The organism is Chromobacterium sp. ATCC 53434, assembly GCF_002848345.1.
Classification (GTDB): domain Bacteria; phylum Pseudomonadota; class Gammaproteobacteria; order Burkholderiales; family Chromobacteriaceae; genus Chromobacterium.
On sequence record NZ_CP025429.1, the window covers coordinates 177,436 to 204,198 of the forward strand.

General features: G+C 67.6%; 27 protein-coding genes. 17 read left to right on the forward strand and 10 right to left on the reverse strand.

The genetic code is table 11. From position 1 onward, the window contains the following. Position 1: 1 nt before the first annotated feature. Positions 2 to 610 carry a protein-methionine-sulfoxide reductase heme-binding subunit MsrQ gene (gene msrQ / locus CXB49_RS00835; protein WP_233492902.1) on the forward strand — a complete coding sequence of 203 codons (609 nt, stop codon included), beginning with the start codon at positions 2 to 4 and terminating at the stop codon, positions 608 to 610. On the opposite strand, the gene CXB49_RS00840 is transcribed toward msrQ, so the two are convergent. Then, complete coding sequence (locus tag CXB49_RS00840; protein ID WP_199406751.1) at positions 607 to 1,692, reverse strand: HPP family protein; 1,086 nt, start codon at positions 1,690 to 1,692, stop codon at positions 607 to 609. The genes msrQ and CXB49_RS00840 overlap by 4 nt on opposite strands. Before the next feature lie 128 nt (positions 1,693 to 1,820). Between CXB49_RS00840 and CXB49_RS00845 the strand changes: the two genes are divergently transcribed. Genes CXB49_RS00845 through ybaK form a run of 4 tightly spaced genes read left to right on the forward strand, consistent with a single transcriptional unit; the run spans position 1,821 to position 4,776 of the window. Beyond that, positions 1,821 to 2,267 (forward strand): MarR family transcriptional regulator, encoded by a 447-nt coding sequence (locus CXB49_RS00845; RefSeq protein WP_101706654.1) that lies wholly within the window; start codon positions 1,821 to 1,823, stop codon positions 2,265 to 2,267. Next, positions 2,264 to 3,988 (forward strand): chloride channel protein, encoded by a 1,725-nt coding sequence (locus CXB49_RS00850; protein WP_101706655.1) that lies wholly within the window; start codon positions 2,264 to 2,266, stop codon positions 3,986 to 3,988. Before CXB49_RS00845 ends, CXB49_RS00850 begins: the two co-directional genes overlap by 4 nt. Beyond that, on the forward strand, positions 3,985 to 4,266 hold the full coding sequence (locus CXB49_RS00855; protein ID WP_101706656.1) for a hypothetical protein: 282 nt from the start codon (positions 3,985 to 3,987) through the stop codon (positions 4,264 to 4,266). The genes CXB49_RS00850 and CXB49_RS00855 overlap by 4 nt, the downstream gene beginning before the upstream one ends. Positions 4,267 to 4,293: 27 nt before the next feature. After that, the gene (gene ybaK, locus CXB49_RS00860) at positions 4,294 to 4,776 is read left to right on the forward strand and encodes a Cys-tRNA(Pro) deacylase (protein WP_101706657.1); all 483 of its coding nucleotides are present in this window, start codon (positions 4,294 to 4,296) and stop codon (positions 4,774 to 4,776) included. Here ybaK and CXB49_RS00865 read toward each other — a convergent pair. The 6 genes from CXB49_RS00865 to CXB49_RS00890 form a co-directional block, all read right to left on the reverse strand. Further along, entirely contained in the window at positions 4,718 to 5,524 is an 807-nt protein-coding gene (locus CXB49_RS00865; RefSeq protein ID WP_101706658.1) for an ABC transporter substrate-binding protein, read from the reverse strand. The two genes, ybaK and CXB49_RS00865, sit on opposite strands and share 59 nt — an antisense overlap. 62 nt (positions 5,525 to 5,586) lie before the next feature. After that, the gene (locus tag CXB49_RS00870) at positions 5,587 to 7,038 is read right to left on the reverse strand and encodes a 4Fe-4S binding protein (protein ID WP_101706659.1); all 1,452 of its coding nucleotides are present in this window, start codon (positions 7,036 to 7,038) and stop codon (positions 5,587 to 5,589) included. After that, positions 7,035 to 7,859, reverse strand: coding sequence for an FTR1 family protein (locus CXB49_RS00875; protein WP_101706660.1), 825 nt, complete (start codon positions 7,857 to 7,859; stop codon positions 7,035 to 7,037). Before CXB49_RS00875 ends, CXB49_RS00870 begins: the two co-directional genes overlap by 4 nt. A 19-nt stretch (positions 7,860 to 7,878) precedes the next feature. Continuing rightward, positions 7,879 to 8,214, reverse strand: coding sequence for a cupredoxin domain-containing protein (locus tag CXB49_RS00880; RefSeq protein ID WP_101706661.1), 336 nt, complete (start codon positions 8,212 to 8,214; stop codon positions 7,879 to 7,881). A gap of 104 nt (positions 8,215 to 8,318) precedes the next feature. Further along, complete coding sequence (locus CXB49_RS00885; RefSeq protein WP_101706662.1) at positions 8,319 to 8,861, reverse strand: iron transporter; 543 nt, start codon at positions 8,859 to 8,861, stop codon at positions 8,319 to 8,321. Positions 8,862 to 9,126: 265 nt separating this feature from the next. After that, positions 9,127 to 10,323: an MFS transporter gene (locus tag CXB49_RS00890; protein ID WP_101706663.1), complete on the reverse strand. Its 1,197-nt coding sequence runs from the start codon at positions 10,321 to 10,323 to the stop codon at positions 9,127 to 9,129. A 96-nt stretch (positions 10,324 to 10,419) separates the two neighbouring features. Between CXB49_RS00890 and CXB49_RS00895 the strand changes: the two genes are divergently transcribed. Together CXB49_RS00895 and CXB49_RS23170 are read left to right on the forward strand one after the other, a co-directional pair. Next, positions 10,420 to 11,193: a helix-turn-helix transcriptional regulator gene (locus tag CXB49_RS00895; RefSeq protein ID WP_101706664.1), complete on the forward strand. Its 774-nt coding sequence runs from the start codon at positions 10,420 to 10,422 to the stop codon at positions 11,191 to 11,193. A 782-nt stretch (positions 11,194 to 11,975) separates the two neighbouring features. Next, positions 11,976 to 12,125, forward strand: coding sequence for a hypothetical protein (locus CXB49_RS23170; RefSeq protein ID WP_158300565.1), 150 nt, complete (start codon positions 11,976 to 11,978; stop codon positions 12,123 to 12,125). Between the two features lie 53 nt (positions 12,126 to 12,178). Here the strand turns inward: CXB49_RS23170 and wrbA are convergent, their stop codons facing one another. Next, positions 12,179 to 12,775, reverse strand: coding sequence for an NAD(P)H:quinone oxidoreductase (wrbA, locus tag CXB49_RS00900; RefSeq protein ID WP_101706665.1), 597 nt, complete (start codon positions 12,773 to 12,775; stop codon positions 12,179 to 12,181). Positions 12,776 to 12,863: 88 nt separating this feature from the next. Between wrbA and CXB49_RS00905 the strand changes: the two genes are divergently transcribed. Beyond that, the gene (locus CXB49_RS00905; RefSeq protein WP_101706666.1) at positions 12,864 to 14,072 is read left to right on the forward strand and encodes a YihY family inner membrane protein; all 1,209 of its coding nucleotides are present in this window, start codon (positions 12,864 to 12,866) and stop codon (positions 14,070 to 14,072) included. Here the strand turns inward: CXB49_RS00905 and CXB49_RS00910 are convergent. Together CXB49_RS00910 and CXB49_RS00915 are read right to left on the reverse strand one after the other, a co-directional pair. Further along, positions 14,024 to 14,827 (reverse strand): DUF3025 domain-containing protein, encoded by an 804-nt coding sequence (locus CXB49_RS00910; RefSeq protein WP_101706667.1) that lies wholly within the window; start codon positions 14,825 to 14,827, stop codon positions 14,024 to 14,026. The genes CXB49_RS00905 and CXB49_RS00910 overlap by 49 nt on opposite strands. A 28-nt stretch (positions 14,828 to 14,855) precedes the next feature. Beyond that, positions 14,856 to 16,796: a diguanylate cyclase gene (locus CXB49_RS00915; protein WP_158300566.1), complete on the reverse strand. Its 1,941-nt coding sequence runs from the start codon at positions 16,794 to 16,796 to the stop codon at positions 14,856 to 14,858. 210 nt (positions 16,797 to 17,006) lie between these two features. Here CXB49_RS00915 and cysG point away from each other — a divergent pair, with 210 nt between their 5' ends. From cysG to CXB49_RS00960, 9 genes are all read left to right on the forward strand, one after another. Further along, a complete protein-coding gene (gene cysG / locus CXB49_RS00920; RefSeq protein WP_101706669.1) occupies positions 17,007 to 18,419 on the forward strand; it encodes a siroheme synthase CysG in 1,413 nt (470 codons plus the stop codon). 100 nt (positions 18,420 to 18,519) lie between these two features. Next, the gene (locus CXB49_RS00925; protein ID WP_101706670.1) at positions 18,520 to 18,927 is read left to right on the forward strand and encodes a PTS sugar transporter subunit IIA; all 408 of its coding nucleotides are present in this window, start codon (positions 18,520 to 18,522) and stop codon (positions 18,925 to 18,927) included. Then, positions 18,914 to 19,183, forward strand: coding sequence for an HPr family phosphocarrier protein (locus CXB49_RS00930; RefSeq protein WP_101706671.1), 270 nt, complete (start codon positions 18,914 to 18,916; stop codon positions 19,181 to 19,183). The genes CXB49_RS00925 and CXB49_RS00930 overlap by 14 nt, the downstream gene beginning before the upstream one ends. Before the next feature lie 167 nt (positions 19,184 to 19,350). Beyond that, positions 19,351 to 21,090, forward strand: coding sequence for a phosphoenolpyruvate--protein phosphotransferase (gene ptsP, locus CXB49_RS00935; RefSeq protein WP_101706672.1), 1,740 nt, complete (start codon positions 19,351 to 19,353; stop codon positions 21,088 to 21,090). A 17-nt stretch (positions 21,091 to 21,107) separates the two neighbouring features. Then, complete coding sequence (gene rfaQ / locus CXB49_RS00940) at positions 21,108 to 22,190, forward strand: putative lipopolysaccharide heptosyltransferase III (protein ID WP_101706673.1); 1,083 nt, start codon at positions 21,108 to 21,110, stop codon at positions 22,188 to 22,190. Next, entirely contained in the window at positions 22,187 to 23,320 is a 1,134-nt protein-coding gene (locus CXB49_RS00945; RefSeq protein ID WP_101706674.1) for a glycosyltransferase family 4 protein, read from the forward strand. The genes rfaQ and CXB49_RS00945 overlap by 4 nt, the downstream gene beginning before the upstream one ends. Positions 23,321 to 23,368: 48 nt before the next feature. Continuing rightward, positions 23,369 to 24,487, forward strand: a complete 1,119-nt coding sequence (locus CXB49_RS00950; RefSeq protein ID WP_101706675.1) for a glycosyltransferase family 9 protein — start codon at positions 23,369 to 23,371, stop codon at positions 24,485 to 24,487. Beyond that, a complete protein-coding gene (locus CXB49_RS00955) occupies positions 24,484 to 25,818 on the forward strand; it encodes an O-antigen ligase (RefSeq protein ID WP_101706676.1) in 1,335 nt (444 codons plus the stop codon). Before CXB49_RS00950 ends, CXB49_RS00955 begins: the two co-directional genes overlap by 4 nt. 34 nt (positions 25,819 to 25,852) lie before the next feature. Beyond that, a complete protein-coding gene (locus tag CXB49_RS00960) occupies positions 25,853 to 26,758 on the forward strand; it encodes a hypothetical protein (protein ID WP_158300567.1) in 906 nt (301 codons plus the stop codon). The last annotated feature ends 5 nt before the right edge of the window (positions 26,759 to 26,763 follow it).

A 26,763-nucleotide genomic window follows, 5' to 3' on the forward strand; every position in this document is an offset into this window, starting at 1 on the left:
CATGAAATTTCCCGCGCTCGCGGCAGAGCGCCGGCTCGCCGTCGGCAAGGTCCTGCTGTTCGTCGCCTGTCTGCTGCCGCTGGCGCGCGCCGCCTGGATCGTGCTGTCCGGCGCGGCGGTGAACCCGGTGGAGTTCATCACCCATTCCACCGGCACCTGGGCGCTGGTCTGGCTGCTGGCCACGCTGGCGATGACGCCGCTGCGCCGGCTCTCCGGCTGGGCCTGGCCGCTGCGATGCCGGCGCATGCTGGGCCTGTTCGCCTTCTTCTACGCCAGCCTGCATTTCACCACCTATGTCTGGCTGGACCAGTTCTTCGACTGGCCGCACATCGTGAAGGACATCACCAAGCGGCCCTTCGTCACCGTGGGCTTCGCCGCCGTCGCGCTGATGACGCCGCTGGCGCTGACCTCGACCCGGGGCTGGATGCGCCGGCTGGGCCGCAACTGGGGCCGGCTGCACCGGCTGGTGTATCCGGTGGCGGTGCTGGCCGTGGTCCATTACTGGTGGCTGGTGAAGAAGGACATCAGCCAGCCGCTGATCTACGCCGCGGTGCTGGCGGCGCTGCTGGGCCTGCGCGTCTGGTGGAGCTGGCGGCGGCGTTCCGCCTAGCCGGCCGGCCGTTCCAGCTGTTCGCGGAACAGCGCGGCGATCAGGTCGCCTTGCGCCACCAGGCCCAGCAACCGGCCGTCGTCGTCCAGCACCATGCTGTGCGCGACGCCGCGGTCGGCGAACGGATGGATCAGCCGCTCGATCGAATCGTCCGGACGCGAGGTGTGCGGCTGCCGGTCCATCAGCTGGCCGACTCGGGTCGAGGCGTCGGCGACGGCCATCAGCTGGCGCAGGCCGATCTCGCCCAGCAGGCGGCCGTCGGTCGAGGCGACCGGCAAGGCGTCGAAGCGATGGCTGCGCAACAGCGCCAGCGCCTCGGCGCAGCTGGCGTCGGCGTGCACGCTCAGGACCTCGCGCACCATGAAGTCGGCGCAGCGTAGCGCGCCGAAGCGGCGTTGATGCAGCCTTTCCTCGGCCAGTTGCAGAATCTCCTCCAGATCGTCCTCGCTGACGTCGACCAGCTCGCCGCGTTCGGCCAGCGCCGCGTGCAGGTCGGCGCGACTGACGCCGACCCGCTCGCTGGGCGTCGGCGCCGGCGTGGCCGGCGCGCTGTGCGGATAGCGCCGGCCGGCCAGGCGGTTGATCAGCAGCGCCAGCGCCGCCAACAGCAGCGAGTTGATCAGCACCGGATGCCAGACGAAGCCGTAGCCCAGCCTGGCGACGGCCGGCCCGCCCAGCACCGCGGTCAGCGCCACCGCGCCGCTGGGCGGATGCAGGCAGCGCAGCGGGAACATCAGCGCGATCGCCGCCGCGACCGCCACGCCGGCGGCGAGGCCGGGGTCGCCTATCAGCCGCGCGCAGCTGACGCCGACCAGCGCCGCGCACAGATTGCCGCCGACGATGGACCACGGCTGCGCCAGCGGACTGGCCGGCACCGCGAACAGCAGCACCGCCGACGCGCCCATCGGCGCGATGAACCACGGGTTGGCGGCGCCCAGCGCGTGGCGGCACAGCCATTCGGTGGCGATCAGGCCCAGCGCCGCGCCCAGGCTGCCGGCCAGCCGGTCGCGGCCGCCGGCGACGATGGCCTGCGGCCAGAAGCGGCGCAGCCAGTCGCCCAGTTGTCGTCTCACGTCTTCCATCATGTTTTTCCTTGCCCCGCCGGATCGCTGGCGTGGTCGGCATTTATATCAAATCGTGATGTATTTGCCTATCGGTCCCGCACTCGGTATAAATATCAAGACATGATATATTTTCGAGTGAAAGACCGATGGAGAACCACGCTGAGACGGCCGCAGGCATGGCCAAGCAGCAATACGAGGCGCTGTCCGAATTCCGTTACCAGCTGCGGCGCTTCCTGCACTTCAGCGAACGCGCGGCCAAGGGCGAGGGGCTGACGCCGCTGCAGTATCTGCTGTTGCTGCATGTGCGCGGCTTTCCCGGCCGGGACTGGGCGACGGTCGGCGAGCTGGCCGAGCGGCTGCAGATCCAGCATCACGGCGCGGTGGCCTTGCTGACCCGCTGCGAGGAGCTGGGGCTGGTGATACGCCGCAAGCACGAAGCGGACCGCCGCCAGGTGGAGGTGCACCTGAGCGACGCCGGCGAGCGCTTCCTCGCGCGGCTGGCCGCGCGGCACGAGACCGAGCTGCGTTCGCTGCAGAACGTGTTCCGGGTGTCGCGGATCACCGCCTTCAACGATGGGGACGCCGCGCGATGAGCGGGGCCAAGCGGGATTATCTGGTGGACGGCCGGCTGCTGCCGCTGTCCGGCGTCGCGCTGATCATCGGCGCGGTCAGCACCATGGCGGCCGTGGTCCTGCTGGACCTGATCCGCCTGTTCACCAATCTGTTCTACTACCAGACGCTGTCGCTGGCCGAGCGTTCGCCGGCCCACCACGCGCTGGGCGCTTGGGCGATCGCCGCGCCGGCGATAGGCGGCCTGCTGGTCGGCCTGATCGCGCGCTACGGTAGCGACAAGATCCGCGGCCACGGCATCCCGGAGGCGATGGAGGCCATCCTGTTCGGCCAGAGCCGGATGTCGCCGAAGGTGGCGCTGCTCAAACCGTTGTCGTCCGGCATCGTCATCGGCAGCGGCGGGCCGTTCGGCGCCGAGGGGCCCATCATCATGACCGGCGGCTCGCTCGGTTCGCTGCTGGCGCAATACCTGCATTTGACGGCGGCGGAGCGCAAGACCCTGCTGGTGGCCGGCGCCTGCGCCGGCATGACGGCGATTTTCGGCACGCCGGTGGCGGCGCTGCTGCTGGCGGTGGAACTGCTGCTGTTCGAATTGCGGCCGCGCAGCCTGTTGCCGGTGGCGCTGGCCTGCGCCGCGGCCGGCTTTTTGCGGCCGCTGTTCTTTCCGGCCGGCCCATTGTTCCCGCTGAGCACGCCGGCGGTCTCCATCGCCGCGCTGGGCTCCTGCGTCGTCGCCGGCCTGCTGAGCGGCGCCCTGGCGGCGTTGCTGACGCTGGCGCTGTACCGGACCGAGGACGGTTTCGCCAAACTGCCGCTGCACTGGATGTGGTGGCCGGCCATCGGCGGCCTGGCGGTCGGCATCGGCGGCTGGCTGGAGCCGCGCGCGCTCGGCGTCGGCTACGACGTGATCGGCGATCTGCTGCACAACCGGCTGGCGCTGGCCGTGGTGCTGGCGCTGCTGGCGGTCAAGGCCGTCATCTGGGTGGCGGCGCTGGGTTCCGGCACCTCCGGCGGCGTGCTGGCGCCGCTGCTGATGCTCGGCGCCGGTCTCGGCGTCGCGCTGGCGCCCATCCTGCCCGGCGGCCCGACGGAGCTGTGGGCGCTGGTCTGCATGGCCGGGGTGCTGGGCAGCGTGCTGGGCGCGCCTATCACCGCCATCGTGTTCGCCTTCGGACTGACCGGCGACGGCGCGGCCTTGCTGCCGCTGATGCTGACCACCGCGGTCGCCTGCGGCGTGACGGCGCTGACGATGCGGCGTTCGATCATGACCGAGAAAATCGCCCGCCGCGGCCTGCACGTGCACCGGGAATACGGCGTCGACCCGCTGGAGCGGCTGCATGTGGCCGAGGTGATGACGCGCGAGGTGGTGACGATAGATGGCGCGCTGCCGCTGGCCGAGGCCAGGCGGCGTTATTTCGGCGCGGCGCCCGGCCATCACGGTTATCCGGTGCTGAGCGACGGCCGCGTGGCCGGCATGCTGTTGCGGCGCCATCTGCATGGCGAGTCGGACGACGCGCGGCCGTGCGTCGAGCTGGCCGAGCCGCTGCCGCCGGAGCAGGCGCTGCGCGAGGGAATGAGCGCCCGCCATGCCGCCGGCCTGATGGCGCAGCTGGGCGTCAGCCGGCTGCCGGTGCTCGGCGGGGCGGACGGCGCGGAACTGGTGGGCATTGTTTCGCTGCGCGACCTGCTGAGCGGCAGCGAGTCCGGCTGGCGGGAGGAAACGGTGCGGGAGCGGCTGCGGTGACGGACGGCGACGGCTGGTTCGCGCTGGCGCTGGGCGACGGCGTCTGCGCCCAGCCGCTGCTGGACGAGCTGGCCGCCGCCGCAGCGTCCGCCGGCGTCGCGGCTTGGGCGCTGTTCGTGCTGCGCGACTCCGATCGCCGGCTGCACTGCGAGGTGACCGTCTACTTTCCGCCGGCGCTGGCCAAGCTGGCCCGCGCCCGCGGCGCGCGGCCCTGGCAGCTGCCGCTGCCCGACAATCTGGAGCGGCTGGCCGGCGATCCGGATCGCCCGGTGTGCTAAAGTGGGCCTTTTGCCCGATCCGCCATCATGTCCAAGGAAAAAGCCCCGGTCACCCAGGCCATCCGCGTGCTGCGCCAGCACCAAGTGGAATACAGCGAGCATCTGTACAAATACGAGGAAAAGGGCGGCACCACGGTGTCGGCGCGCGAGCTTGGCGTCGACGAGCACTGCGTGGTGAAGACGCTGATCATGGAAGACGAGAACCGGCGGCCGCTGATCGTGCTGATGCACGGCGATCGCGAGGTCGGCACCGGCATGCTGGCCAGGCAGGCCGGCGTCAAGAAGATCCAGCCCTGCGATCCGAAAACCGCCGACAAGCACAGCGGCTACCAGGTCGGGGGCACCAGCCCCTTCGGCACCCGCCACCCGATGCCGGTGTATATGGAGGCCAGCATCGCCGAACTCGACACCATCTATGTCAACGGCGGCAAGCGCGGCTTCCTGATCGGCATCAGTCCGCGGGAGGTGATCCGCGTGTTGCGGCCGACGCTGGTCCGCGCGGCGGCGTAGCCTCGGGGAAGTTGCGCTGGTAGATCGCCTTCAGGCTACCGTCCTTGTCCATCTGGGCCAGCGCCCGGCCGACATCCTCGCGTATCCGCGCGACCTGCGGATAGCTGCGCGAAAACATCAGTCCCAGCGGCGTGTCCTTGTCCATCGGCGTAGGAATGTAGCCGAACTCCCGCTCTCGCCCCGGCATCGAGCTGCGTATCAGGAACAGTCCGCGCTCCAGCACCATCGGCACCAGGTCCAGATGTCCCAGCTGCAGCTGCCGCAGTGCGTTGACTTCGTCTGTGGTCAGCAGCGTGTTCAGTTTGTGCTGCTGGAACAGCGGGATATACCAGTAGCCGAGCTGGGTGGCGATGCGGTAGCCGCGCAGCTCGTCCAGCGACTTGAACTGCGGCGGCGGATGCGGCATCCGCGGCTTGTAATAGAACAGATAGCTGTTGGCATGCATCAGCGGCGCGGAAAAATCGAAGTCCTTTTCCCGCTCCGGCGTCGGGCGGTAGGGGAAGGCGGCGGCGGCCTTGCCGGTCTTGGTCTGCCATTCGGTCTGCGGCCAGCTCTGGAAGGTCAGCTGCACCCGGTAGCCGGCGCGGCGGAAGGCCTCGCGGACGATTTCGGTGAACACGCCCTGGGCGGGCAGTTGCTGGGACACATAGGGCGGCCATTCTCCGGTGGCCAGTTCCACCGTCGGCTCGGCCGCCGGCGCGCGCGGCGCCAGCAACAGAGCGAGGGCGGATAACAGCAGACGCCACATGGCGATTCCTTGCGAGCCGGGGATACTGTGTTATCGCACAGCCGCCGGCCTCAACCAAGGACTCACCACCACCAGAACATGAAGCCCCAGGCGCAGTCGACCAGCGCCAGCGCGGCGCAGAACGGCAGCAGCGCCGCCCAGCGGCGGACGCCGTTGTCCCAGCGCGCCAGGATGCCGCGCGCCAGATGCAGCGCCCACAGATTGGCGCCGATGAGCAGCGCCAGACGCGCGTCGTTGACCCAGCGCATGTCGAAGCCCTCGGCCTTCAACAGCGTCACCGTCAGTGCCGACAGGCCGAGAAAGACGCCGCAGCCGGCCAGCGGAATCAGCGCCTGGGCCAGATGGTGCAGCCGTTGCGTTTGCCAGCGGCCGCAGACGCGCACCGCCAGCGCCAGCGAGGCGAGGATGCCGCTGCCCAGGACCAGCGCGGTGGCGGCGACGTAGGCGATCAGCGCCATGCCGTCCAGCCAGGAGAACACGTCGTTGTGCTGCGGATAATGGGTCAGCAGCCACCACGGGGCGCCGGTGTCCAGCGGCCACATGATGTCGCGGTCCACCAGCCATTCGGCGGCGGCCTGCTTCAGCGCGACGAACCAGGGGCTCATGGTCCAGTGGAAGGCGCCCATCGCCACGCCCAGGAGGCCGTAGACGATCAGCGCGGTCTGCCAGCCGTCGGCCTCGCGCGCGGCGACGCGGACCACCTCGTCGCTGGACGGGCGCAAGCTCAGGTTTATCGCGCCGCGGTGGTCGCTGCAGCGGCCGCACATATGGCAGCCGCTGCCGCCCTGCATATGCCTGAGCGGCTGCAACGGCGCGCAATCGACCGCCGGCGTCCGCTGATGGTCGGCCTTCCAGGCGGCCTCGTCGACGCGGTAGTACAGCGGCGCCAGCTTGGACAAGAGGCCGAACACGCCGTTGACCGGGCACAGATGGCGGCACCAGGCGCGCTTGCCGCGGGTGTAGACGAAGCCGACGACGACGGCGGCGACGGTGGAGCCGCCCAACACCAGGAGCGCGGCCTTCGGATACTGGTAGACGCTGACCAGCTGGCCGTAGACCGTGGTCAGCACGAAGGCGACGAAGGGCCAGCCGCCCCAGCGCATCCAGCGCGGAATCGGCCGTCCCATGCCCTTGCGCGCCGCCCATTCCGACAGCGCGCCCTCGGGACACAGCACACCGCACCACAGCCGGCCGAACAGCACCATCGACAGCAGCACGAAGGGCCACCAGATGCCCCAGAACACGAACTGGGCGAAGATGGTCAGATTGTCCCACATCCGCGCCGTGTCTTCGGGCAGCGCCAGGCAGGCCGGCACGATCAGCAGGAAGGCGTAGACCAGCACCACCGCCCATTGCAGCCGGCGCAGCAAGGTCGCGTGATCGCGCAGCCAGTCGCCCGCGAGCGCCAGCAGGCCGCGCGGCCGCCGCTCCGGGCTACAGGAGCCGCCGCCCGACGGGGCGGCGACGATGGGGATCACCCGCTGCGGCGAGCGGGCGGGGCGGCCGGCTTTCATGCCGAGGCCGCCTGGCGGCGGTTGCGCCACTGGAACAGCGCCCAGATCGCCGCCCAGAACAGCGCGTAGGCGATCAGGCTGGTCAGCGCCGGATGCGAGCGATAGCCGGTCAGCGCGGCCACCAGGCCGCCGACCGGGCTCATGTCGTCAAGCAGCGCGGAGCTGTCCCACAGCGGGTCGACCAGCGGCGGCAGCAGGTCCATCGACATCAGCCGCTCGACGCCGTTGAGGAACAGCGAGGCGCCGAGCAGCAGCAGCATGATCTCGGTGACGCGGAAGAACAGCCGCCACGACAACACCTTGCCGCCCAGTTGCAGCAGATAGAAGGTCAGGAAGGCCAGCGCCAGGCCGGCGAGACCGGCCACGCCCATCCGCGCCAGCTCCATGCCGTGGGCCTCGGCCAGCATGCCGTACAGGAAGACCACGCACTCGCTGCCCTCGCGGGCGACGGCCAGCGCGGCCAGCACCGTCACGCCCCACCAGTTGTTGCCGGCGGCGCGTTCGGACAGGCCGCTCTCCAGTTCCTTCTTCAGCGTGCGGCCGTGCTCGCGCATCCACAGCACCATCTGCACGATCAGCGCCGCGGCGATGAAGACCATGCCGGTCTGGAAGTAGTCCTGCGCGCCGGCCATCAGCGTGCCGGCGGCGAACAGCGCGACGGCCAGCGCCACCGCCATCGCCAGGCCCAGCGCCACGCCGCCCCACAGATACGGTTTGCCGGCGCGGCCGGCCGGATTGTGGTTCATCCAGGCGTTGAGGATGCCGACCACCAGCAGCGCTTCCACGCTCTCGCGCCAGACGATGAAGAGAACCTGTCCCATTGCTTGTTCCTTGTCAGTATTACTTGGCGACGATCACGCCCTGGCCGGTCTTCGGATGGAAGTCGTCGAAGAACTTGTATTCGCCGGGGGAGAGCGGCTGGAACACCAGGAACGATTCCGCGCCGGGACCCAAGACCTTTTCCTTGCGCAGCGTGATGCTTTCGAACTCGGCCGGCGTCTTGCCGACATTCATCACTTCGATCTTGAATTTCTTGCCGGCGGGAACCATCAGCCGGGCGGGGTTCAGCTGGCCGTCCTTCATTTGCAGCTTGAACACGGGCATGTCGTCGGCCAGGGCCGAGGCGGAAAGCAGGCCGGCCATCAGGGCGGCGGCCATCAGGCGCAGAGAGGTCATCGAAGTCGTCGTTCCGGAATGAGAAACAGCGCGGGTCTCGTGCCCGCGCCGTTTTATTGTATCGAAATCAAGAATGCTTTGCGTTCACATTCTCGATACGCGAATCAATAGCCGCCCTTCTTGCCGATGCCGGCGTAGGTGAACTCGTAGTTCACTTCAAAAGGCTTGAACCACGGGCCGACGCCGGTTTCCTTGTCGACGTGGCGGCCGAAGTGGGCGTGTTCGTTGGCCGACGGCGGCATGATGGTGTATTTCAGCTTGTACTTGCCCGGGCCTTGCAGCTTGACGTTGTCGCCGTAGTGCGGGCCGTCGTTGGCCACCATCGGCATCAGATCGCCCTTCTGGGTCTTGCCGCCGACCTTGGTCAGTTCGTACTTGATCACCAGGTACGGCATCCAGGCGCCTTCTTCGAAGCCGTTCGGATTGTTCTTGGTGGCGTGGATGTCGGCTTCCAGGTGCACGTCGGACGCTTCCGGCTTCAGCATCATGCCGTCCGGCTCCATCTTGGTCGGCTGCAGGTAGACGGCGCCGATTTCCATGCCGTTCTTCAGAGCGGGCTTGCCGATCGGGTATTCCTTGGCCATGGCGGCGAAGGAGGCGGACAGGGCGACGCTGGCGATGGCCAGCTGGCAGACAAAGCGACGCATTATGTTTTCCTTATTGAATGGCCCGCGCGTACAGGGCGCTGAAATGCATGATAATGCTAGTAATTATCGTTTGCAAATCTGCGGACGCGGCGGCGGCCGGGAATGGCGATGAATTGATTATTTATTTGTCATTTAATGTCGAGCAATGGCGAGCCATTGGAGTATAACGCGAATTCGACAAGGCCATGCGGCAGGTAGGGAATAGGCTGGGGGAGACGAAATGGCGGACAACGCGCCCGGGCGGGCGCGTTGTCCGGGCGCGGACTCAGGCCGCCTTGCGGCGCAGGTCGGGCAGGGCCATCGCGACGATGCCCAGCAGCGGCAGGAAGGAGCACAGCAGGTAGACGAACTCGATGCCGCGGCTGTCCGCCAGCTGGCCCAGCACCGCGGCGCCGATGCCGCCGATGCCGAAGGCGAAGCCGAAGAACATGCCGGACACCATGCCGACCTTGCCCGGCAGCAGCTCCTGCGCGTAGATCAGGATGGCCGGGAAGGCCGAGGCCAGGATGAAGCCTATCGGCAGCGACAGCATCGCGGTCCAGAACAGCGTGGCGTGCGGCAGCAGCAGCGTCAGCGGCGCGACGCCGAGTATCGAGAACCAGATCACCCGCTTGCGGCCGATGGCGTCGCCTATCGGGCCGCCCAGCACCGTGCCGGCGGCCACCGCGAACAGGAACATGAACAGGTAGAGCTGCGCCGACTGCACGCCGACATGGAAATGGTGTATCAGATAGAAGGTGTAGTAGCTGGTGATGCTGGCCAGGTAGAAGTGCTTGGAGAACACCAGCAGCAGCAGGATCAGCAGCGTCAGCTTGACCCGCGCCGACGACAGCTCGGGCCGGGACACGGCGGTGTGCTTCTTCGCCTGGCGGTGCTGATGCGAATACCACTGGCCGACGCGGTACAGCACATACATCGCCAGCAGCGCGGCCAGGCCGAACCAGGCGACGCTGTGCTGGCCCAGCGGGATGACGATCAGCGCCGCCAGCAGCGGACCGGTGGCGCTGCCGGCGTTGCCGCCGACCTGGAAGATCGACTGGGCGAGGCCGGGCCGGCCGCCGGAGGCCATCCGCGCGACGCGCGACGATTCCGGGTGGAAGATCGACGAGCCGGTGCCGATCAGCGCGGCGGCCAGCAGCAGCAGCGCGAAGCTGCCGGCATTGGCCAGCAACAGCAGGCCGGCCAGCGTCGAGCCCATGCCGAACACCAGCGAATACGGCTGCGGCCGCTTGTCGGTGTAGATGCCGACCACCGGTTGCAGCAGCGAGGCCGTGCACTGGTAGGTGAAGGTCATCAGGCCGATCTCGGCGAAGCTCAGGTGGTAGTTGCCCTTCAGCAGCGGATACAGCGCCACCAGAAGGGATTGCAGCATGTCGTTGAGGAAATGCGAGAAGCTGATGGCGCCGAGCACGCGAAAGCGCGTGTCCTGGGCCGGGGCGAGAGTCTGGCTGCTGGTGGTCATCAAACGGTGCTCGATACAGTGGGTAGCCTGATGCTAGCAAGCGTAATCGCGCCAGTCCTGCGAAAATGAGGCAACCATCTTGTTGAAAGAGGCAGAGTGGACAGTTTCGATCATCTGAACGAGTTCGACCTCGGCCTGCAGCCGGTCGTCGGCAAGCCGCGCGACTATCCGGCCGGACTGGAGACGCCGCGCCACAACCATCCTACCGCCCAGCTCTTGTGCGCGGTGGAGGGGCTGATGCTGGTCGGTACCGAGCGCGGCCAGTGGATCGTGCCGCCGACGCGGGCGATCTGGCTGCCGATAGGCACCTGGCACGAGGTCAGGATGGTCAGTCCGGTGCGGATGCGCAGCATCTATGTCCGGCGCGACCGGCTGGCCGGCCTGCCCGAGGACTGCTGCGTGCTGGAAGTGTCGCCGCTGCTGCGCGAGCTGGTGGTCGCGGCGATGACGGTCAAGGCGCCGTGCGCGCCCGGCGGCCGCGACGAGCGGGTGATGGACCTGCTGCTGGACGAGATAGGCCGCGCCGAGGTGCTGCCGCTGTCCTTGCCGCAGCCGGCGTCGCCGGCGTTGCGGCAGTTGTGCGCGGTCTGGCTGGAAAAGCCGGACGACGCGCGCGGCGCGACCGAATGGGCGCGCGAGCTGGCGCTGGACCCGCGCACCCTGCAGCGCCGCTTCCGCCGCGAGACCGGCCTCAGCTTCGGCCAGTGGCGGCGCCAGGCGCGGCTGATGCTGGCGCTGCAGCGGCTGGCCTGCGGCGACAGCGTGCTGAAGGTGGCGCTGGACCTGGGCTATTCCAGCCCCAGCGCCTTCGCGACGATGTTCAAGCGCGAACTGGGCGCGCCGCCAAGCAGTTTCTTCGCCGCGTCCTGATCTGGCTGGGCATCGATGGTCCGATCGCGAAAGCCCTTTTCTTGCGGGAGACCGAGCCACGTAGGGTGCGTCACCCCGTAGGGGCGACGCACCGGATGTGTCCGCTTCGCGGACCGATGATTTACACGGCGGGGTTGCCCGCCGGGCAGGCAGGGGGGCTGCGCGGCCAGCCCCCCTGCACCCCCAGGCCGCCCCAACAGTGCGGCGAAACCCCGTCTCCGAAACCATTCCCAAGGCGCCGCCCAACTCGCGGGGCGCTAACGTCGCCCCGCTCAAACAGTTGGCGGCTTAAAACCTTGGGAATGGCTTCGGAGCCGGCTTGCGCTGATGGGGATGGGGTGCGTCGGTGCGGTTCCAAGTTATCGAATTGGGGTTGGAGTGTTGCGTTGTACCCCCTGTCCTCGATGTTTGGAACGAATGCGACGCACCCCTTGTCCCCTTCGGAGCGTGCCGGTAAAAAAGCGCCGGGCGAGGTTTTAAGACGCCGGCTGTTCGACGCCGCGCGACGTTAGCGCGCGGCTAGTTCCGGCGGCGCCTCGCCCGGTGTTTTTTGCCGGGGTTTCGCGCGATGAGGGGCGGCCTGGGGGCGCCGGGGGGCTGGCCGCGCAGCCCCCGGCCCGTCCGCCGGGCGGAACCGGCATTCAAATATCGTCCGCGGAGCGGACTCTGCCCCTGATGGAGGTGGAAATATTTGCAGCTAGGCCTTTTTGTTACTATATCTAGTGTTCTGGGTTAATGTTTTTTGCCGTATTTTGTGGTGGTTGGTGTGAAGGAACCATGTCATGAGCAGTAAGAAAAACGCCGTTCAGACTTCAAAAGTAGTAGCTTCAGCCGCATCGAAGGCATTGAGTGGCAAAGCAACGAGCAAATTAACTAAAGCATTAGCGGCTTCTGCACTCGTTAATGCAAAGAAGAAAACGGGCAAGAAATGATTCTTCATCTTTCATTTTCAGTCTGTCTCGTCAGGCTGTTTCTTACCCCCATCTCATCTCGCAGCTAGCTTCACCGCCAACTCCGCCAGCCGCTTCCCCTGCGCCAGCGCCAGCGCCTTCTCGTGCTCGCTGAGCGCCTGGCGCTTGTCTATGCCCGCGACGTGGCTGGCGCCGTACGGCGTGCCGCCGCTCTGGGTGGCGGCCAGCGCCGCCTCGGAGTACGGCAGGCCGGCGATCACCATGCCGTGGTGCAGCAGCGGGATCATCATCGTCAGCAGCGTCGATTCCTGGCCGCCGTGCATCGAGGCCGAGCTGGTGAACACGCAGGCCGGCTTGCCGGCCAGCGCGCCCTGCATCCATTCGCCGCTGGTGCCGTCGAGGAAGTATTTCATCGCCGAGGCCATATTGCCGAAGCGGGTCGGGCTGCCCAGCGCCAGGCCGGCGCAGTCGATCAGGTCCTGGCGCTCGACATAGGGCGCGCCGTCGTCGGGAATGGCGGCCTCGACGGCCTCGCAGACGGCGGAGACCTTGGGCACGGTGCGCAGCCGCGCCTGGCAGCCGGGAACGGCGTCGACGCCGCGGGCGATCAGCCGCGCCAGTTCGAGGGTGGAGCCGTGCTGGCTGTAATACAGCACCAGGATGTCTAGCATGATGATCTCGGATAGCGTTCGATCGCCGCATGATAGGGCAAAGCGGCTAACCTTGCCTCAGCGCCGCTTTGGCTTTACCTTTGCGCCCATGCAAGTCCAACGCCTAGAACCCTATTTGGGCTTCGCCCGCTTCCTCTCCCGCCGCATGGGAGGCCTGCGCGTGCTGCAGGTATCGGGCAGCCTGACCTTCACCACGCTGCTGGCGCTGGTGCCGCTGTTCACCATCGCGCTGACGGTGCTGTCCGCGTTTCCGGTGTTTTCCGACTACAGCGCCCGCTTCAAGATCATGCTGCTGTCGACGCTGGTGCCGGAGTTCGCCGGCAAGGTGATCACCGTCTACATGCGCCAGTTCGCCGACAACGCCGAGAAGCTGACCGCCGCCGGCATCGTGATGCTGGGCGTCACCGCGCTGATGCTGATGTCCACCGTGGAACGCACCTTCAACGCGATCTGGGGCGTGCGCCGCGGCCGGCCGTGGCTGCAGCAGAGCATGGTTTACTGGACGGTGCTGACGCTGGGGCCGCTGGTGCTCGGCGGCGGCCTGCTGTCGTGGCGCTGGCTGTTCCGCGTCACCCGCTTCGAGAAGAATCTGCCGTTGCTGGCCAGCCTGGTCGAGGCCGGCGGCAGCATCGTCTTGACCGCGCTGGTGCTGTCGCTGCTGTACTGCATCGTGCCCAACCGCTTCGTGCCCTTCCGCCACGCGGCCTGGGGCGCGCTGGCCACGGCCTTGCTGCTGGAGTGCACCAAGGCCGGCTTCGGCTTCTACATCGGCCAGATCGCCAGCTACCAGCTGGTCTACGGCGCCTTCGCCAGCATCCCCATCTTCCTGTTATGGGTCTATTGCCTGTGGCTGGTGGTACTGGCCGGCGCGGTGTTCACCTCGGCGCTGTCGTACTGGGAGGGCGGCGCCTGGCGCCGCCGCAACGAGCCGCACCGCCGTTTCCTCGACGCGCTGGAAGTGCTGTTGCTGCTGGATCGGGCGCAGACGCGCGGCGAGGCGCTGACGCCGCCGCGGCTGCGGCAGGCGGTCAAGGTCGGCTACGACGAGCTGGGCCTGGTGCTGGACCGGCTGGCGCAGCGCGGTTATGTGCAGAAGGGCCACGGCGACGCCTGGGTGCTGATGAAGCGGGTGTCGGCGATCTCGCTGGCGGAGCTGTTCGAGCTGTTTGTCTATCGCCGCGACGGCGGCCGCGGCGACGCGGTCGACGCGACGCTGTCCGACTTGCTCGGGCCGCTGACCGACCAGCTTCAGGCGGTGACGGTCGAGGACTTCGCCCGCCGCGTCGGGCAGAAGTAGGCGGTATTGTCGTAGAAGGCCGGGTTCTCGTTGTCCGGCCACCAGCCCGGTATGCCCAAGAGCGGCAGCGGGCACAGCGCGCGGGGCGTCGGCAGCGCGGCGTCGTCGTCCAGCAGCGCCGCGAGCCTGGCGTCCAGCGCCCGCCGGCGCGCCGCGTGGTCCAGCTCGAAGAAGCCGTCGTCCACCTCGACGATCCAGGCCTTGCCGCACCAGCCTATATGCGGCGTCAGTCCCATTTCCATCACCGCGTGGCCCAGCGCGAACGCCTCGACGCGCCGTCCCCAGTCGGCGCGCCGCTCGACGAACAGCCGCGTCCAGCGCATATCGTCCAGCGCCCGGCCGAGCGCCGGATCGGCGACGGCCACGATCACCCCGCACTCGTCCAGCAGCGTCGCGGCGTCGCGCAGCGGCCCGCGCCTGGTCTCGCCGCCCGCGATCGCGCGCAGGTGGCGCCGGTTCAGCGCCGTCTTGGCCAGCGGCCAGGCTAGCCAGGCGAGCGCGTTGAACCAGTCGTGCCAGTTGTCGAGGCGGGTCGGCACTTCGCCGGTCGCGCCGATATGGCTTTCGTAATAGGCCTCGGGTTCCAGTTCGCAGACGAAGCGCAGGCCGGCAGGCAGCGGCGCGCCGCCGGCGCGGGCGGCCGCGAGCAGCGCGTCGTAGCCGGCCTGGTCGGGCCAGTCGGATAGCGGCGGCACCAGCTGCCGCACCGGGCGGTACAGCGGATGGCGCAGATAATCGGTATGCCAGCGGTTCACGGCGGGAAGGGGAGCAAAAGGCGGCATTCTAGCCGGAAACCGAGCCGGCCGGCGGCTTGGCGCCGACGACGCGGTTGCGGCCGTCGCGCTTGGCCTGATACAGCAGCTTGTCGGCGCGGCTGAGCACCTCGTCGATATCGTTCTCGCCGGGCTGCCGCTCGGCCACGCCGATGCTGACGGTGTAGGACAGCGGGCCATTTTCGGCCGGCACCTCGGCCGCAGCGACGGCGGCGCGCAGCCGTTCCGCCACCATCATCGCGTCTTCGGGCCGGGTATCCGGCAGCACGGCGGCGAATTCCTCGCCGCCTAGCCGGCCGCACAGATCGCTGGCGCGCAGCGTCTCGCGGCACAGGCCGGCGAAATGGCGGATCACCGCGTCGCCGACGGCGTGGCCGTGGCGATCGTTGATCTCCTTGAAATGATCGAGGTCCATCATCATCACCGCCAGCGGGCCGGGGTGGCGGCGGCCGCGCTCGAATTCGCGGCCGGCCAGCTCGATGAACTGGCGGCGATTGTGCAGCTCGGTCAGGCTGTCCTGCGTCGCCAGATGGTATAGCTGCTTTTCGTGCACGTGGCGCTGCAGAGCGATGGCGACGATGTGGGTGCTGCGGTGGGCCAGCGCCAGCTCTTCCGCCGTCGGGCTGCGCGGCTCGCGGTAATAGCTGGCCAGCGTGCCCAGCAGCCGGCGGTCGCTGGAGAAGATCGGCACCGACCAGCAGGCGCGCAGGTCGAACGGCCGCACCTTGTCCAGCGCGTGCGCCCACAGCGGGCTGTTGAGGATGTCGTCGACGACGATGGTGCGCTTCCAGTGCGCCGAGGTGCCGCAGGAACCGTTGGACGGGCCGATGGCCACCTGCTCCACCAGCTTGCGGTAGGCCGGCGGCAGATTGAGTCCGGCGCCGAAGCGCAGCGACTGGGCGTCGCCGTCCAGCAGCATGATGCTGCACATGCTTTCCGGCTGCTGCGATTCCAGCATCTGGCAGATCTGTTCCAGCGTCTGCGCCAGCGGGCGGTTGCCGGCTATCATTTCCAGCACCGCGTTTTCCTCGGCCAGCAGCCGCTCGCCCTGGCGGCTGGCGGTGACTTCGCGGTCCACCGACAGGATGGACTTGAGCATGCCGGCGCTGTCGAATTCGGGGAAGAGGCGGATTTCGAAGGTGTGGCGCTGGCGGTCGCGGAACAGCTCCAGCTCGAAGCTGCGCGCCTCCCAGTTATTGATCAGCTGGCGGCATTCCTGCTCGAAGCGGGTGCTGGCCTCGTCGGTCCAGCCCTTTTCGCGCGGGGTCTTGCCCAGGTGGTCCTCCAGCGGCAGGTCGGAGAAGCGCGACACGCTGCGGTTGATGAACAGGCAATGCAGCTCCAGATCGTAGCGGGCGATGATGTCCTCGGAGTTTTCCACCAGGGTGCGGAACTGCTGCTCGCGGCGCAGCATCGCCGCCTCGTCGTGCTTGCGGGCGGTGACGATGCGGCAGATCGCGGTGAGCCGGTGGACCTTGCCGGCGCGCCAGGCCGGCTGCAGCGTCAACTCCAGCCATTCCCAGTGGCCGCTGTAGTGGCGGACGCGGAATTCGTGGCCGGCCTCGGGCATGTGCGGCGGCAGTTCCAGCACCTGGGCGAAGCGCGGCCGGTCCTCCGGGTGCAGCAGCAGCAGCCAGCGCGGGAAGTCCATGTCGCGGGTATGGGCCGGCATGCCGAGCAGCCGCTGTAGCGTGTGCACGCTGCCGCGCATGTGGCGGCGCGGCAGGTCGAATTCCAACAGGCCGAGACAGGCGTCCTGCACCGTGGCGCGGGCCTGGCGGTGTTGGCGGCGGCTTTGCAGCCATAGCGCGGCGGCGGCCAGCGCCAGCAGCCAGCCGGCCTGGGCGGCGAGCGAAGCGACATGGCCGTTGCCGGCTTGCGCAGGCTGCGCCCAGAGCGGCAGCAGGCCGCCGAGCATGGCCAGCGCCGGAAGGAATGAACGGTGAATCAAACAGCGCTCCACGAAAACGGCGGCGGGTCGAAACGGGAATTCTGACATCAGCGGCGGGGTGTTCCGCGCGGCGCTCGCCGCGCCGCTAGCCAAGCGTCGTATTTATGCAACAAATACAGTATGCTTGATGACGAAAGGGCGGAACATTCCGCGATGGCAAGCAAGTTGGCTGGCGCACGCTACGCGGCGGCGCGGGCGCGAGGTGGTTGAATGGATTTCTTTCCGATTTTTCTGAAACTGGGCGGCCAGCGCTGCCTGGTGGTCGGCGGCGGCGAGGTGGCGCTGCGCAAGGCGCGCCTGCTGCTGGCGGCCGGCGCCCGGCTGCAGGTCGCGGCGCCGGACTTGGTGCCGGAGTTAGCGCGGCTGGCCGAACGCTGCGAGCTCGAGCATCTGGCTGGCCGCTACGCCGCCGGGCAGCTGAGCGGGCAGCGGCTGGTGGTGGCCGCCACCGACGACGCGGCGGTCAACCGCCAGGTGGCGGCCGACGCCGAGGCGCTGGGCGTGCTGGTCAATGTGGTCGACGACGCCGAGGCGTCGCGCTATATCAGCCCGGCCGTCATCGACCGTTCGCCGCTGATGATAGCGGTGGCCAGCGGCGGCAGCGTGCCGGTGCTGGCGCGCTTGATCCGCGCCCGGCTGGAGAGCCTGATCCCGGCCGGTTACGGCCGGTTGGCGCGCTTCGGCTCCTCGTTCCGCGACGCAGTCAAGGCGCGCTTCCCCGATGTGGACGGCCGGCGGCGTTTCTGGGAAACGGTGCTGGAAGGCCCGTTGGCCGAGACGGTGATGAACGGCGACGAGACGGCGGCGCACAGCGAGATGGAGAAGCGCATCGCCGCCGGCGGCGACGGCGACGCCGGCGCGGTCTACCTGGTCGGCGCCGGGCCGGGCAATCCCGACCTGCTGACCTTCCGCGCGCTGAGGCTGATGCAGCAGGCCGATGTGGTGCTGTACGACAAGCTGGTGGCGCCGGCCTTGCTGGACCTGGTGCGGCGCGACGCCGAGCGGGTCTATGTCGGCAAGGCGCGCGCCAATCACGCGCTGCCGCAGGACGACATCAACCAGCTGATGGTCGATCTGGCTAAGCAGGGAAAGCGGGTGTTGCGGCTGAAGGGCGGCGATCCGTTCACCTTCGGCCGCGGCGGCGAGGAGATCGCCACGCTGGCCGAACACGGCGTCGCCTTCGAGGTGGTGCCGGGCATCACCTCGGCCAGCGGCGCGGCCGCCTATGCCGGCATTCCGCTGACGCACCGCGACTACGCGCAGTCGGTCACCTTCGTCACCGGCCACAAGCAGGACGGCACGATACAGCTGGATTGGCCGGCGCTGACCCGGCCGCAGCAGACGGTGGTGGTCTACATGGGCGTGTCGACGGCGGCCGAGCTGTGCCAGGCCTTCGTCGAGCACGGCCGCGCGGCCGGGACGCCGGCGGCCGCGGTGGAGTGGGCCACGACGGAGCGACAGCGCACCGTGTGCGGCACTTTGTCCAGTCTGCCCGGTCTGATGGCCTCGCACGGCATCGCGTCGCCGGCGCTGATCATCGTCGGCGAGGTGGTGGAATTGGCGGACAAGCTGGCCTGGTACCGCCGCAGCGAGAATTCAGCTGTTACAATTCAGGAAGATTGATCGCGCGGATGCGCGGGCCCGGCCCGCGCAAGTTCGAGCTTTGCTCAAAATAACGCGGCAGGTAAGTCTGTCCCGCCGCACCAAATTCGAAGACTCAGGCATGGTAGGTGTTCTGATAATTGCACATGGAGACCTGGGACGCAGCCTGGCCGATTGCGCCAAGCACATCCTGGGCCGGGAGCCGGAAAATCTGGCTGTGATGGCGGTGGACAAGACCGAAGACCCGGAACGCAAGCTGGCCGAGGCGCAAAGCCTGGTGGACGGGTTGGATCAGGGCGATGGCGTGGTGGTGCTGACCGATATGTACGGCGGCACCCCCTCCAACATCGCCAGCAGGCTGATCCGACCCGGCCGCGTAGAGGCGGTGGCCGGCGCCAGTCTGCCGATGCTGGTGCGTGCGTTGTGCTACAGCAGCCAGCCGCTGGAGATCGTCGTCAGCAAGGCGATCACCGGCGGTCTGGAAGGCGTGCTTTATATTATTCCGGGGGAAGGTAATGCTGCGATCTGAAGTCGAAATCATCAACAAGCTTGGCCTGCACGCGCGCGCGTCCAGCAAGTTCACCCAGTTGGCCAGCCGCTACAAGAGCGACATCTTCATCGCCCGCAACAATCGCCGCGTAAACGGCAAGAGCATCATGGGCGTGATGATGCTGGCGGCGGCCAAGGGCGCGCTGGTGGAGCTGGAGGTCAGCGGCGACGACGAGCAGCAGGCGATGGAGGCATTGATCGCGCTGATCAACAATCGTTTCGACGAGGCGGAATGACGCGTCATTGAGTGGGAGGCCGGTTTGCCCCGGCTTTCAGGGAGCCCGCTTGGGGCTGCCGACCGGCGTCCGGGACGTGGACGGCGACAGACGGTCGGACGGCGCCCTCCGGGCGGAGACAGCGGCAGGCATAGCACAATAACACCGGCCTGCCGGAGGAGGGGGCAATGAGCATCATCCTGCACGGTGTGGCCATCGGCGGCGGCATCGCCATCGGACGGGCCCACCTGATTTCGCGCAGCATGGACGATGTCGCGCACTATCTGCTGGAAGAGGACGAGATTCCGGCGGAAAAGGCGCGCTTCGACGAAGCGGTGAGGGCGACCCGCAAGGAGTTGGAGATGCTGTGGGGCAGCATCCCGGAGAACGCGCCGGCCGAGCTCGGCGCCTTCCTGTCGCTGCACATCATGCTGCTCGGCGACGTCACCATCTCGCGCGAGCCGCGCGAGATCATAGAGAAGCAGCACTGCAACGCCGAGTGGGCGCTGAAGCTGCAATGCGACCATCTGGTCGAGCAGTTCGACGCCATCGAGGAAGACTACCTGCGCGAACGCAAGAACGACGTGCTGCAGGTGATAGAGCGCATCTTCAATAATCTGGACGGCGACGCGCCGCAGCTGCCGGCGCCGGAAGACCTGGTCGAGGACCACATCCTGGTCGCGCACGACCTGTCGCCGGCCGACATGGTGTATTTCAAGGATTCCAATTTCGCCGCCTTCGTCACCGACGTCGGCGGCGCCACTTCGCACACCGCCATCCTGGGCCGCAGCCTGGACCTGCCGTCGGTGATCGCGCTGCACCACGCCCGCGAGCTGATACGCGAGGACGAGATGATCATCGTCGACGGCCAGCAGGGCGTGGTGATCATCAATCCGGACGCGCTGGTGCTGACCGAGTACCGCCGCCGCCAGCGCGCCTGGCGAGGCGCGCGCCGCAAGCTGTCGTCTATCCGCAAGTCGCACGCCGTCACCCGCGACGGCACGGTGATCGAGCTGTACGCCAATATCGAGCGGCCGCAGGACGTCGAGGACGTCCGCGAGTCGGGCGCCGTCGGCGTCGGCCTGTTCCGCAGCGAATTCCTCTTCCTCGGCCGCGACACGCTGCCGACCGAGGACGAGCAGTTCGAGGCCTACCGCCATGTGGCGGTGGCGCTGAAGGGCATGCCGGTCACCATCCGCACGATGGACCTGGGCGCCGACAAGAGTCCGAAATGGCTGAATCACTGCCAGGCCGACAATCCGGCGCTGGGCCTGACCGGCATCCGGCTGTGCCTGGCCGAGCCGCTGATGTTCCGCGCCCAGTTGAGGGCGCTGCTGCGGGCCTCGGCGCACGGCAAGATCCGCGTGCTGTTCCCGATGCTGAACTCGCTGCCGGAGCTGAAGCAGGCGCTGTTGCAGTTCGACTACGCCAAGGAGGAGTTGCGCGACGAGGGCATCGCCTACGCCGACGACATCGAAGTGGGCGCGATGATAGAAATCCCGTCGGCGGCGCTGGTGGCCGGCAGTCTGGCCAGGCATGTCGACTTCCTGTCGGTGGGCACCAACGACCTGATCCAGTACACGCTGGCGATAGACCGCAACGACGACACCGTCAGCCACCTGTACGATCCGATCCATCCGGCGGTGCTGAAGCTGATCCTGCACACCATCAAGACCGGCATCAAGGCCGACGTTCCGGTGTCGGTATGCGGCGAGATGGCCGGCGACGCCAAGCTGACCCGATTGCTGCTGGGCATGGGCTTGCGCAAGTTCTCGATGCATCCGGCCAATCTGCTGGCGGTCAAGCAGCAGGTGCTGACCAGCCATCTGGGTGAAATCGCGCCCGTCGCGACGCGCATGCTCAGATCGGAGGACCCTGATAAAATAGCCGATCTATTGCAACTGCTGAATGCAGAGCCGGGTGAATAGCCCGGCTTTTTTAATCGATGCTCAACGACCCTATCGACCTCGCCGCCGTCCGGCGCGCGCTGGTGATCAAGCTGCGCCATCACGGCGACGTGCTGCTGGCCTCGCCGGTGTTCTCCGCGCTGCGGGCGCAGGCGCCGCAGCTGGAAATCGACGCGCTGGTCTATCACGACACCCGCGAGATGCTGAGCTTGCATCCCGACATCAGCGAACTGCACACGATAGACCGGGGCTGGAAAAAGCTGGGGCCGCTCGGCCAGCTGCGCGCCGAGCTGGGGCTGCTGGCGCGTTTGCGGTCGCGGCGCTACGACCTGGTGATCACGCTGACCGAGCATAACCGCGGCGCCTGGCTGGCCCGCCTGCTCGCGCCGCGCTGGGCGGTCGGACCCAACGGCCCGTACGGTCGTTTCTTCAAGAAAAGCTTCAGCCACCGCTATCTGCAGGTGCCGGGCAACCGCCGCCATACCATCGAGGTGCATCTGGACGCGCTGCGGCGCATCGGCGTCTATCCGTCCGACGAGCAGCGTCGGCTGGTGCTGGTGCCGGGGCACAATGCCGAGGCGACGCTGGCGGCCAAGCTGGCGGAGCGAGGCCTGGAGCCCAGCGGCTATTTGCTGGTGCATCCGACCTCGCGCTGGTCGTTCAAGAGCTGGCCGGCCGACAGGATGGCGGCGTTGATCGACGCGCTGACGGCCCGCGGCGAGCGAGTGGTGCTGTCCGCGGCGCCGAGCGCCGAGGAAATGGCGATGATCGCCGATATCGAAAGCCGGCTGGCGCGGCCGGTGGCCAGTCTGGCCGGCCAGCTTTCGTTGAAGGAGCTGGCGGCGGCGATAGATCGTGCCAGTCTGTATATCGGCGTCGATTCGGTGCCGATGCACATCGCCTCGGCGATGACGACGCCTTGCGTGGCGCTGTTCGGACCGTCCGGCGACATCGAGTGGGGGCCGTGGCGGGTGCCGCATCGGGTGGTCCGCGCCGAGCTGCCGTGCCGGCCCTGCGGAAACGCCGGCTGTGGCGGCGGTTGGCGCAGCGAGTGCCTGGAGCGCATCGGCGTCGATCAGGTGCTGGCGGCGGTGGACGCTTTGCAAAAGGAAACAAAATGAAGCGTCTGGCCATCGTCAGGCAGAAGTACAATCCGGCGGGCGGGGCCGAGCGCATCGTCAGCGCCATCATCCGCCAACTGCGGGGCCGGGACGGCATCCAGCCGGTGCTGATCAACCGCAACTGGGAAGCGCTGGAAGGCGTGGAGGCGGTCAGCGTCAAGCCGTTCTATCTGGGCAGCGTCTGGCGCGATTGGGGTTTCGCCGGCGCGGCGCGGCGGGCATGGCGCAGCCTGGGGGCCGATCTGGTGCAGTCGCATGAACGCATTCCCGGCAGCCATGTCTATCGTGCGGATGACGGCGTCCATGCCGCCTGGCTGGCCGCCCGCGTGCGGCAGCAGGGGTGGCGGGCACGCGTCTCCATATGGTTCAACCCGTATCACCATTACATGCTGCGGGCCGAGCGGCGAATGTACCGCCATCCCGATTTTCGCGCGGTGATCTGCATTTCCGAGATGGTGAAGCAGGATGTGATCCGCCATGCCGGCATTCCAGCCGATCGTTGCGAGGTGATACACAACGGCGTCGACAGCGAGCACTTCCGCCCGGACGCCGCGCGCGCCGGCCGCGACGAGCTGCGCGGCCAACTCGGCATTCCCGCCGACGCGCCGGTGCTGGTGTATGTCGGCTCCGGTTTCGCCCGCAAGGGCGCGGCCCAGGCGATACGGGCCATCGTGCCGCATCGCGAGGCGAGGTTGGTGCTGGTCGGCGGAGACAAGCAGCTGGACCGTTACCGGCGGCAGGCGCAGAGCCTGGGCGTGGCCGACCGGGTGTATTTCCAGGGGACGCAGCGCGATGTGCGCGCCTATTACGGCATCGCCGACGGCTTCATCCTGCCGTCGGTGTACGAGCCGTTCGGCCTGGTGGTGACCGAGGCGATGGCCTGCGGCCTGCCGGTGTTGACCAGCACCCGCTGCGGCGCGGGCGAGCTGGTGGGCGAGGACGAGACCGGCTGGCTGGCAGAGCCGGACGACGACGCGGCCTGGCAGCGCAATGTCGCTCGCTGGCTGGCGGCGCGGGAGCGCTGGCCGACGATGGGCGAGCGGGCGCGGCTGCGGGTGCTGCCGTTGACCGAGGCCGCGATGGTGTCGCGAATGCTGCAACTGTTTGAACGTTTGCTGGGAGCCGCCTGATCGGCGCGGCCGATTCGGCGATGGAGTCGATTTGATGGAAAGCACACGATGAGGCCGGGACGTTTCCCCGGCCGTTTGCTGATTTTCGCCGCCTTGTTCCTGCGCCTGCTGGCGCAGCCCTGGCGTCGCAAGCCGGCGCCCGGCGCGGTGCGCCGGGTGCTGGTTCTGCATCAGTTCCTGCTGGGCGACGCCTTGATGGCGACCAGCCTGCTGGCCAAGGCCCGTCAGCGCTTCCCCGACGCCGAGATCGCGCTGGCCTGCCCGCCGGCGCAGGCGCCGCTGTACGCCGGACGGCCCTATGGCGTGCGCCCGCTGCCCTGGCAGCCGCGCGATTTCGCGTCGATCCGCCGCCTGTTCGCCGAGCCGCGCTTCGACATCGTCTATCTGATGGGCGAAAACCGTCTGAGCTTCCTCGCGCGCGCGCTGGGCGCGCGCTGGGTGGTCGGCTTCGCCGGCGAGGCGCCGGCCTACAAGAACTGGCTGGTCGACGAGGCGGTGCCGTACGCGGCGGAGCCGGAGGCCTGGACCGACACCGCGTCGCGGCTGATAGACGGACCGGAGCCGGCGCCGTTCGATCTGGCCGACTGGCCGCTGGAAACCCAGCTGCCGATGGCGTTGCCGTCGGACTATGTGTTGCTGCATGTCGGCGCCAGTTCCGCCACCCGTTATTGGACCGCGGCGGCCTGGAACCGCCTGGCTCAGGCGGTGAGGACCGCTGGTTGCCGGGTGTTGTGGTCCTGCGGCCCGGGCGAGCAGTCGCTGCTGGCCGGCATCGAGATCGCCGAACGCGATGTCTTGGTCGCCGGGACGTTGAATCTGCCCCAGTTGCGCGCGGTGCTGGCCCGCGCCCGCGCCTGCGTCTGTCCGGACACCGGCATCGCCCATCTGGCCAAGGTGGCCGGCGCGCCGTTATTGATGCTGTTCGGCCCGGGCAGCGAGACGCTGTTCGGCGCCAGCCGGTTTTTCCGCAATCAGATTTGCCTGGGCGCCGGCCCGGCCTGGTTTCCCTGCCGCGGACAAAGCAGCGTCCACCATCGCGAGGTGGAGTGGGCGCTGCGTTGCGGCCGCAAGCTGGGCGCGCGCGCCGGGGAGTGCCGTCGCGCCGCCTGCATGGAGGCGATCGATGCGGACGACGTTATTCGGAAATTGATGGGATTGTTGGCATGAGAATTGATTTGAGACGGCTATTGCAACTCGATACCGTGCTGGTTGCGCTGGCGCTGGTGTTTCTGACCATGGCCAATGTGTCGCACACCGTGGCCCTGCGTTACGCCATTCTCGGCGTGCTGCTGCTGGCCTGCCTGCCCGATTTGACGGTGGAGCGGCCGCTGCGGCTGCCGGCTCTGCTGCTGGGCGGTTTCGTCGCCTACGCCGCCTTGCATGCGGTCTTGCTGTCGCATTGGACCGAATACGCGTTGACGGAAATCTACAGCCAGTTGCTGGTCGGCGCGCTGTGGTTCGTCGTCGGCGTGATTCTGTTCCGCCGCCGCCTGCCGGTGTCCATCATGGACCTGGTGGTGTTGGCCGGCATGTCGCTGGCGGCGGTGGAATTCTTGCACGGCGCCTATCGCTACTGGACGAACGGCGAGTGGCCGTACATGGTGACGTTCACGACCGAGACCAAGCTGGAATTCACCTTCTTCATGAATTTCGTGCTGGCCTTCGTCGCCACCGCCTTCTGTTTCGACCGGCCGGGCAAGGAGCGTCTGTCCCGGCTGCCGCGCTGGGCGCTGGGCGCGATCGGCCTGCTGATCTTGTTCGTCAGCCTGAAGGCGGGCGCTCGCAACGGCATGATAGGCCTGGTTTATCTGTGCTTCTCGATGCTGGTGATTTTCATGCTGTTCGACGGGGCGAGGCTGGGCTGGCGCAAGGCGGTCCTGCTGGTGGTCCTGGTGGTGGTGGCCGTTGGCGCCCTGGCCGGCTATGCCTTCAAGGAAGACACCAGAAACCAGGTTTTCCTCGAGTCGGCGCGCGCCGGCTGGAATTATCCGGCGACCAAGGGCTGGTTGCGGATCGCGCCTTATCCGCTGATGCATGACGGCCGGACGGTCGACGAATCCGCTTACGAACGGGTGGCGTGGATACATAGCGGGCTGGATTTGATCATCGCCCGCCCGCAAGGCTATGGTTTCGCCCGCAACGCTTTTTCCCTGGCGCTGACGGAAACCGGCCATCCCAACAATGTCGGCCACAGCCACAGCGGCTTCATCGACTGGGGGGTGGGATTGGGCCTGCCGGGCGTGTTGTTGTGGCTGGCGTTTTGCGCGACCTTGCTCGGCTTCGGCTATCGGGCTTTCCGCCAGCGGCGGGAAATCCTGGGCCTGATGCTGATGCTGGTCACCGCAGGCTATCTGGGCCGCATGTTGATGGAGAGCGTCAACAAGGACCACATGCTGTATCTGTTCCTGTTCACCGCCGGCGCGCTGCTGGCGGAAATCCACCGGCGCAGTCCCGCCGTTACCGGCGGTAACGGCGGCCAAGACCGGCAAATGATATAGAATCTAGCGCTCGAAACAGGAAGTCCGCCCCATCATGCGTGATCTAGCACAATTCACCGTTGGCGAGTGGCTGCGTCTGCAGCCCTGCCAAGACGCCTTGAAGCAATGGCGCAACGATATCTGGCAGCGCCATTACCAGTCGCTGCGCGTCGAGGGGCAAGCGGCCTTTCTCGACGGCCTGGCCGGCCAGACGCAGGGCCTGGGCCTGGTGGTGGCTTTCGAGCAGCCGTGGGCGTTGAACTGGCAGTTGAAAATGGCGCGCGTCCATCTGTCCGACATGCGCCTGCTGGTGTTCGACAATTCCCGGCGTCCGGAGATGCGGCGCCAGATCGCCGAAGTGTGCCGCGCCAACGACGTGCCCTATCTGGGCCTGCCGGTCAATCCCACGCGCCATGTGAATCGCTCGCATGGCTTCGCGATGAACTGGATTTACCATAATGTGGTGCGGGAGCTGCGGCCGGCGCATTTCGCCTTCATCGACCACGACATGATTCCGGTGCTGGATAGCTCTTGCTTCCGCCCGCTGGCGGCGCAAGCAGTGTACGGCCTGCCCAATGTCAGCGAGTGGGCCTGGCAGCTGTGGGCCGGCTACTGCGCTTTCGACGGCGCTTTCGTCGAGAATCGGGCGCTGAACTTTCTGTATGATTTTTCCAATGGCCTGGATACCGGCGGACGCAATTGGCGTCCGGTGTACCGGGAACTGCCGCGGGCGCGGCTGAAGATGGCGGACCGGGCGTTTCCGGAAGTGGCCGACCCGCTGAGCGGCGCGCTGGCCAAGGTCGAGATGATAGACAACAGCTGGTTTCACATCGGCAATATCAGCTATAACAACGTTTTCCAGCAGAAAGCCGAACTTTGCCAGAACCTGGCGGCGGCGCTGGACGAGGGGGCGACGTGGCTGGAACTGTGCCCGTCCCTGACCGCTGGACGGTCGGAATAGGATAC

Bases quoted from the DNA above. Each gene is read 5' to 3' on its own strand.
- msrQ (WP_233492902.1), top strand. From the start codon at position 2: ATGAAATTTCCCGCGCTCGCGGCAGAGCGCCGGCTCGCCGTCGGCAAG.
- CXB49_RS00840 (WP_199406751.1), bottom strand. From the start codon at position 1,692: ATGGAAGACGTGAGACGACAACTGGGCGACTGGCTGCGCCGCTTCTGG.
- CXB49_RS00845 (WP_101706654.1), top strand. From the start codon at position 1,821: ATGGAGAACCACGCTGAGACGGCCGCAGGCATGGCCAAGCAGCAATAC.
- CXB49_RS00850 (WP_101706655.1), top strand. From the start codon at position 2,264: ATGAGCGGGGCCAAGCGGGATTATCTGGTGGACGGCCGGCTGCTGCCG.
- ybaK (WP_101706657.1), top strand. From the start codon at position 4,294: ATGTCCAAGGAAAAAGCCCCGGTCACCCAGGCCATCCGCGTGCTGCGC.
- CXB49_RS00865 (WP_101706658.1), bottom strand. From the start codon at position 5,524: ATGTGGCGTCTGCTGTTATCCGCCCTCGCTCTGTTGCTGGCGCCGCGC.
- CXB49_RS00870 (WP_101706659.1), bottom strand. From the start codon at position 7,038: ATGAAAGCCGGCCGCCCCGCCCGCTCGCCGCAGCGGGTGATCCCCATC.
- CXB49_RS00875 (WP_101706660.1), bottom strand. From the start codon at position 7,859: ATGGGACAGGTTCTCTTCATCGTCTGGCGCGAGAGCGTGGAAGCGCTG.
- CXB49_RS00880 (WP_101706661.1), bottom strand. From the start codon at position 8,214: ATGACCTCTCTGCGCCTGATGGCCGCCGCCCTGATGGCCGGCCTGCTT.
- CXB49_RS00885 (WP_101706662.1), bottom strand. From the start codon at position 8,861: ATGCGTCGCTTTGTCTGCCAGCTGGCCATCGCCAGCGTCGCCCTGTCC.
- CXB49_RS00890 (WP_101706663.1), bottom strand. From the start codon at position 10,323: ATGACCACCAGCAGCCAGACTCTCGCCCCGGCCCAGGACACGCGCTTT.
- CXB49_RS23170 (WP_158300565.1), top strand. From the start codon at position 11,976: ATGAGCAGTAAGAAAAACGCCGTTCAGACTTCAAAAGTAGTAGCTTCA.
- wrbA (WP_101706665.1), bottom strand. From the start codon at position 12,775: ATGCTAGACATCCTGGTGCTGTATTACAGCCAGCACGGCTCCACCCTC.
- CXB49_RS00905 (WP_101706666.1), top strand. From the start codon at position 12,864: ATGCAAGTCCAACGCCTAGAACCCTATTTGGGCTTCGCCCGCTTCCTC.
- cysG (WP_101706669.1), top strand. From the start codon at position 17,007: ATGGATTTCTTTCCGATTTTTCTGAAACTGGGCGGCCAGCGCTGCCTG.
- CXB49_RS00925 (WP_101706670.1), top strand. From the start codon at position 18,520: ATGGTAGGTGTTCTGATAATTGCACATGGAGACCTGGGACGCAGCCTG.
- CXB49_RS00930 (WP_101706671.1), top strand. From the start codon at position 18,914: ATGCTGCGATCTGAAGTCGAAATCATCAACAAGCTTGGCCTGCACGCG.
- ptsP (WP_101706672.1), top strand. From the start codon at position 19,351: ATGAGCATCATCCTGCACGGTGTGGCCATCGGCGGCGGCATCGCCATC.
- rfaQ (WP_101706673.1), top strand. From the start codon at position 21,108: ATGCTCAACGACCCTATCGACCTCGCCGCCGTCCGGCGCGCGCTGGTG.
- CXB49_RS00945 (WP_101706674.1), top strand. From the start codon at position 22,187: ATGAAGCGTCTGGCCATCGTCAGGCAGAAGTACAATCCGGCGGGCGGG.
- CXB49_RS00950 (WP_101706675.1), top strand. From the start codon at position 23,369: ATGAGGCCGGGACGTTTCCCCGGCCGTTTGCTGATTTTCGCCGCCTTG.
- CXB49_RS00955 (WP_101706676.1), top strand. From the start codon at position 24,484: ATGAGAATTGATTTGAGACGGCTATTGCAACTCGATACCGTGCTGGTT.
- CXB49_RS00960 (WP_158300567.1), top strand. From the start codon at position 25,853: ATGCGTGATCTAGCACAATTCACCGTTGGCGAGTGGCTGCGTCTGCAG.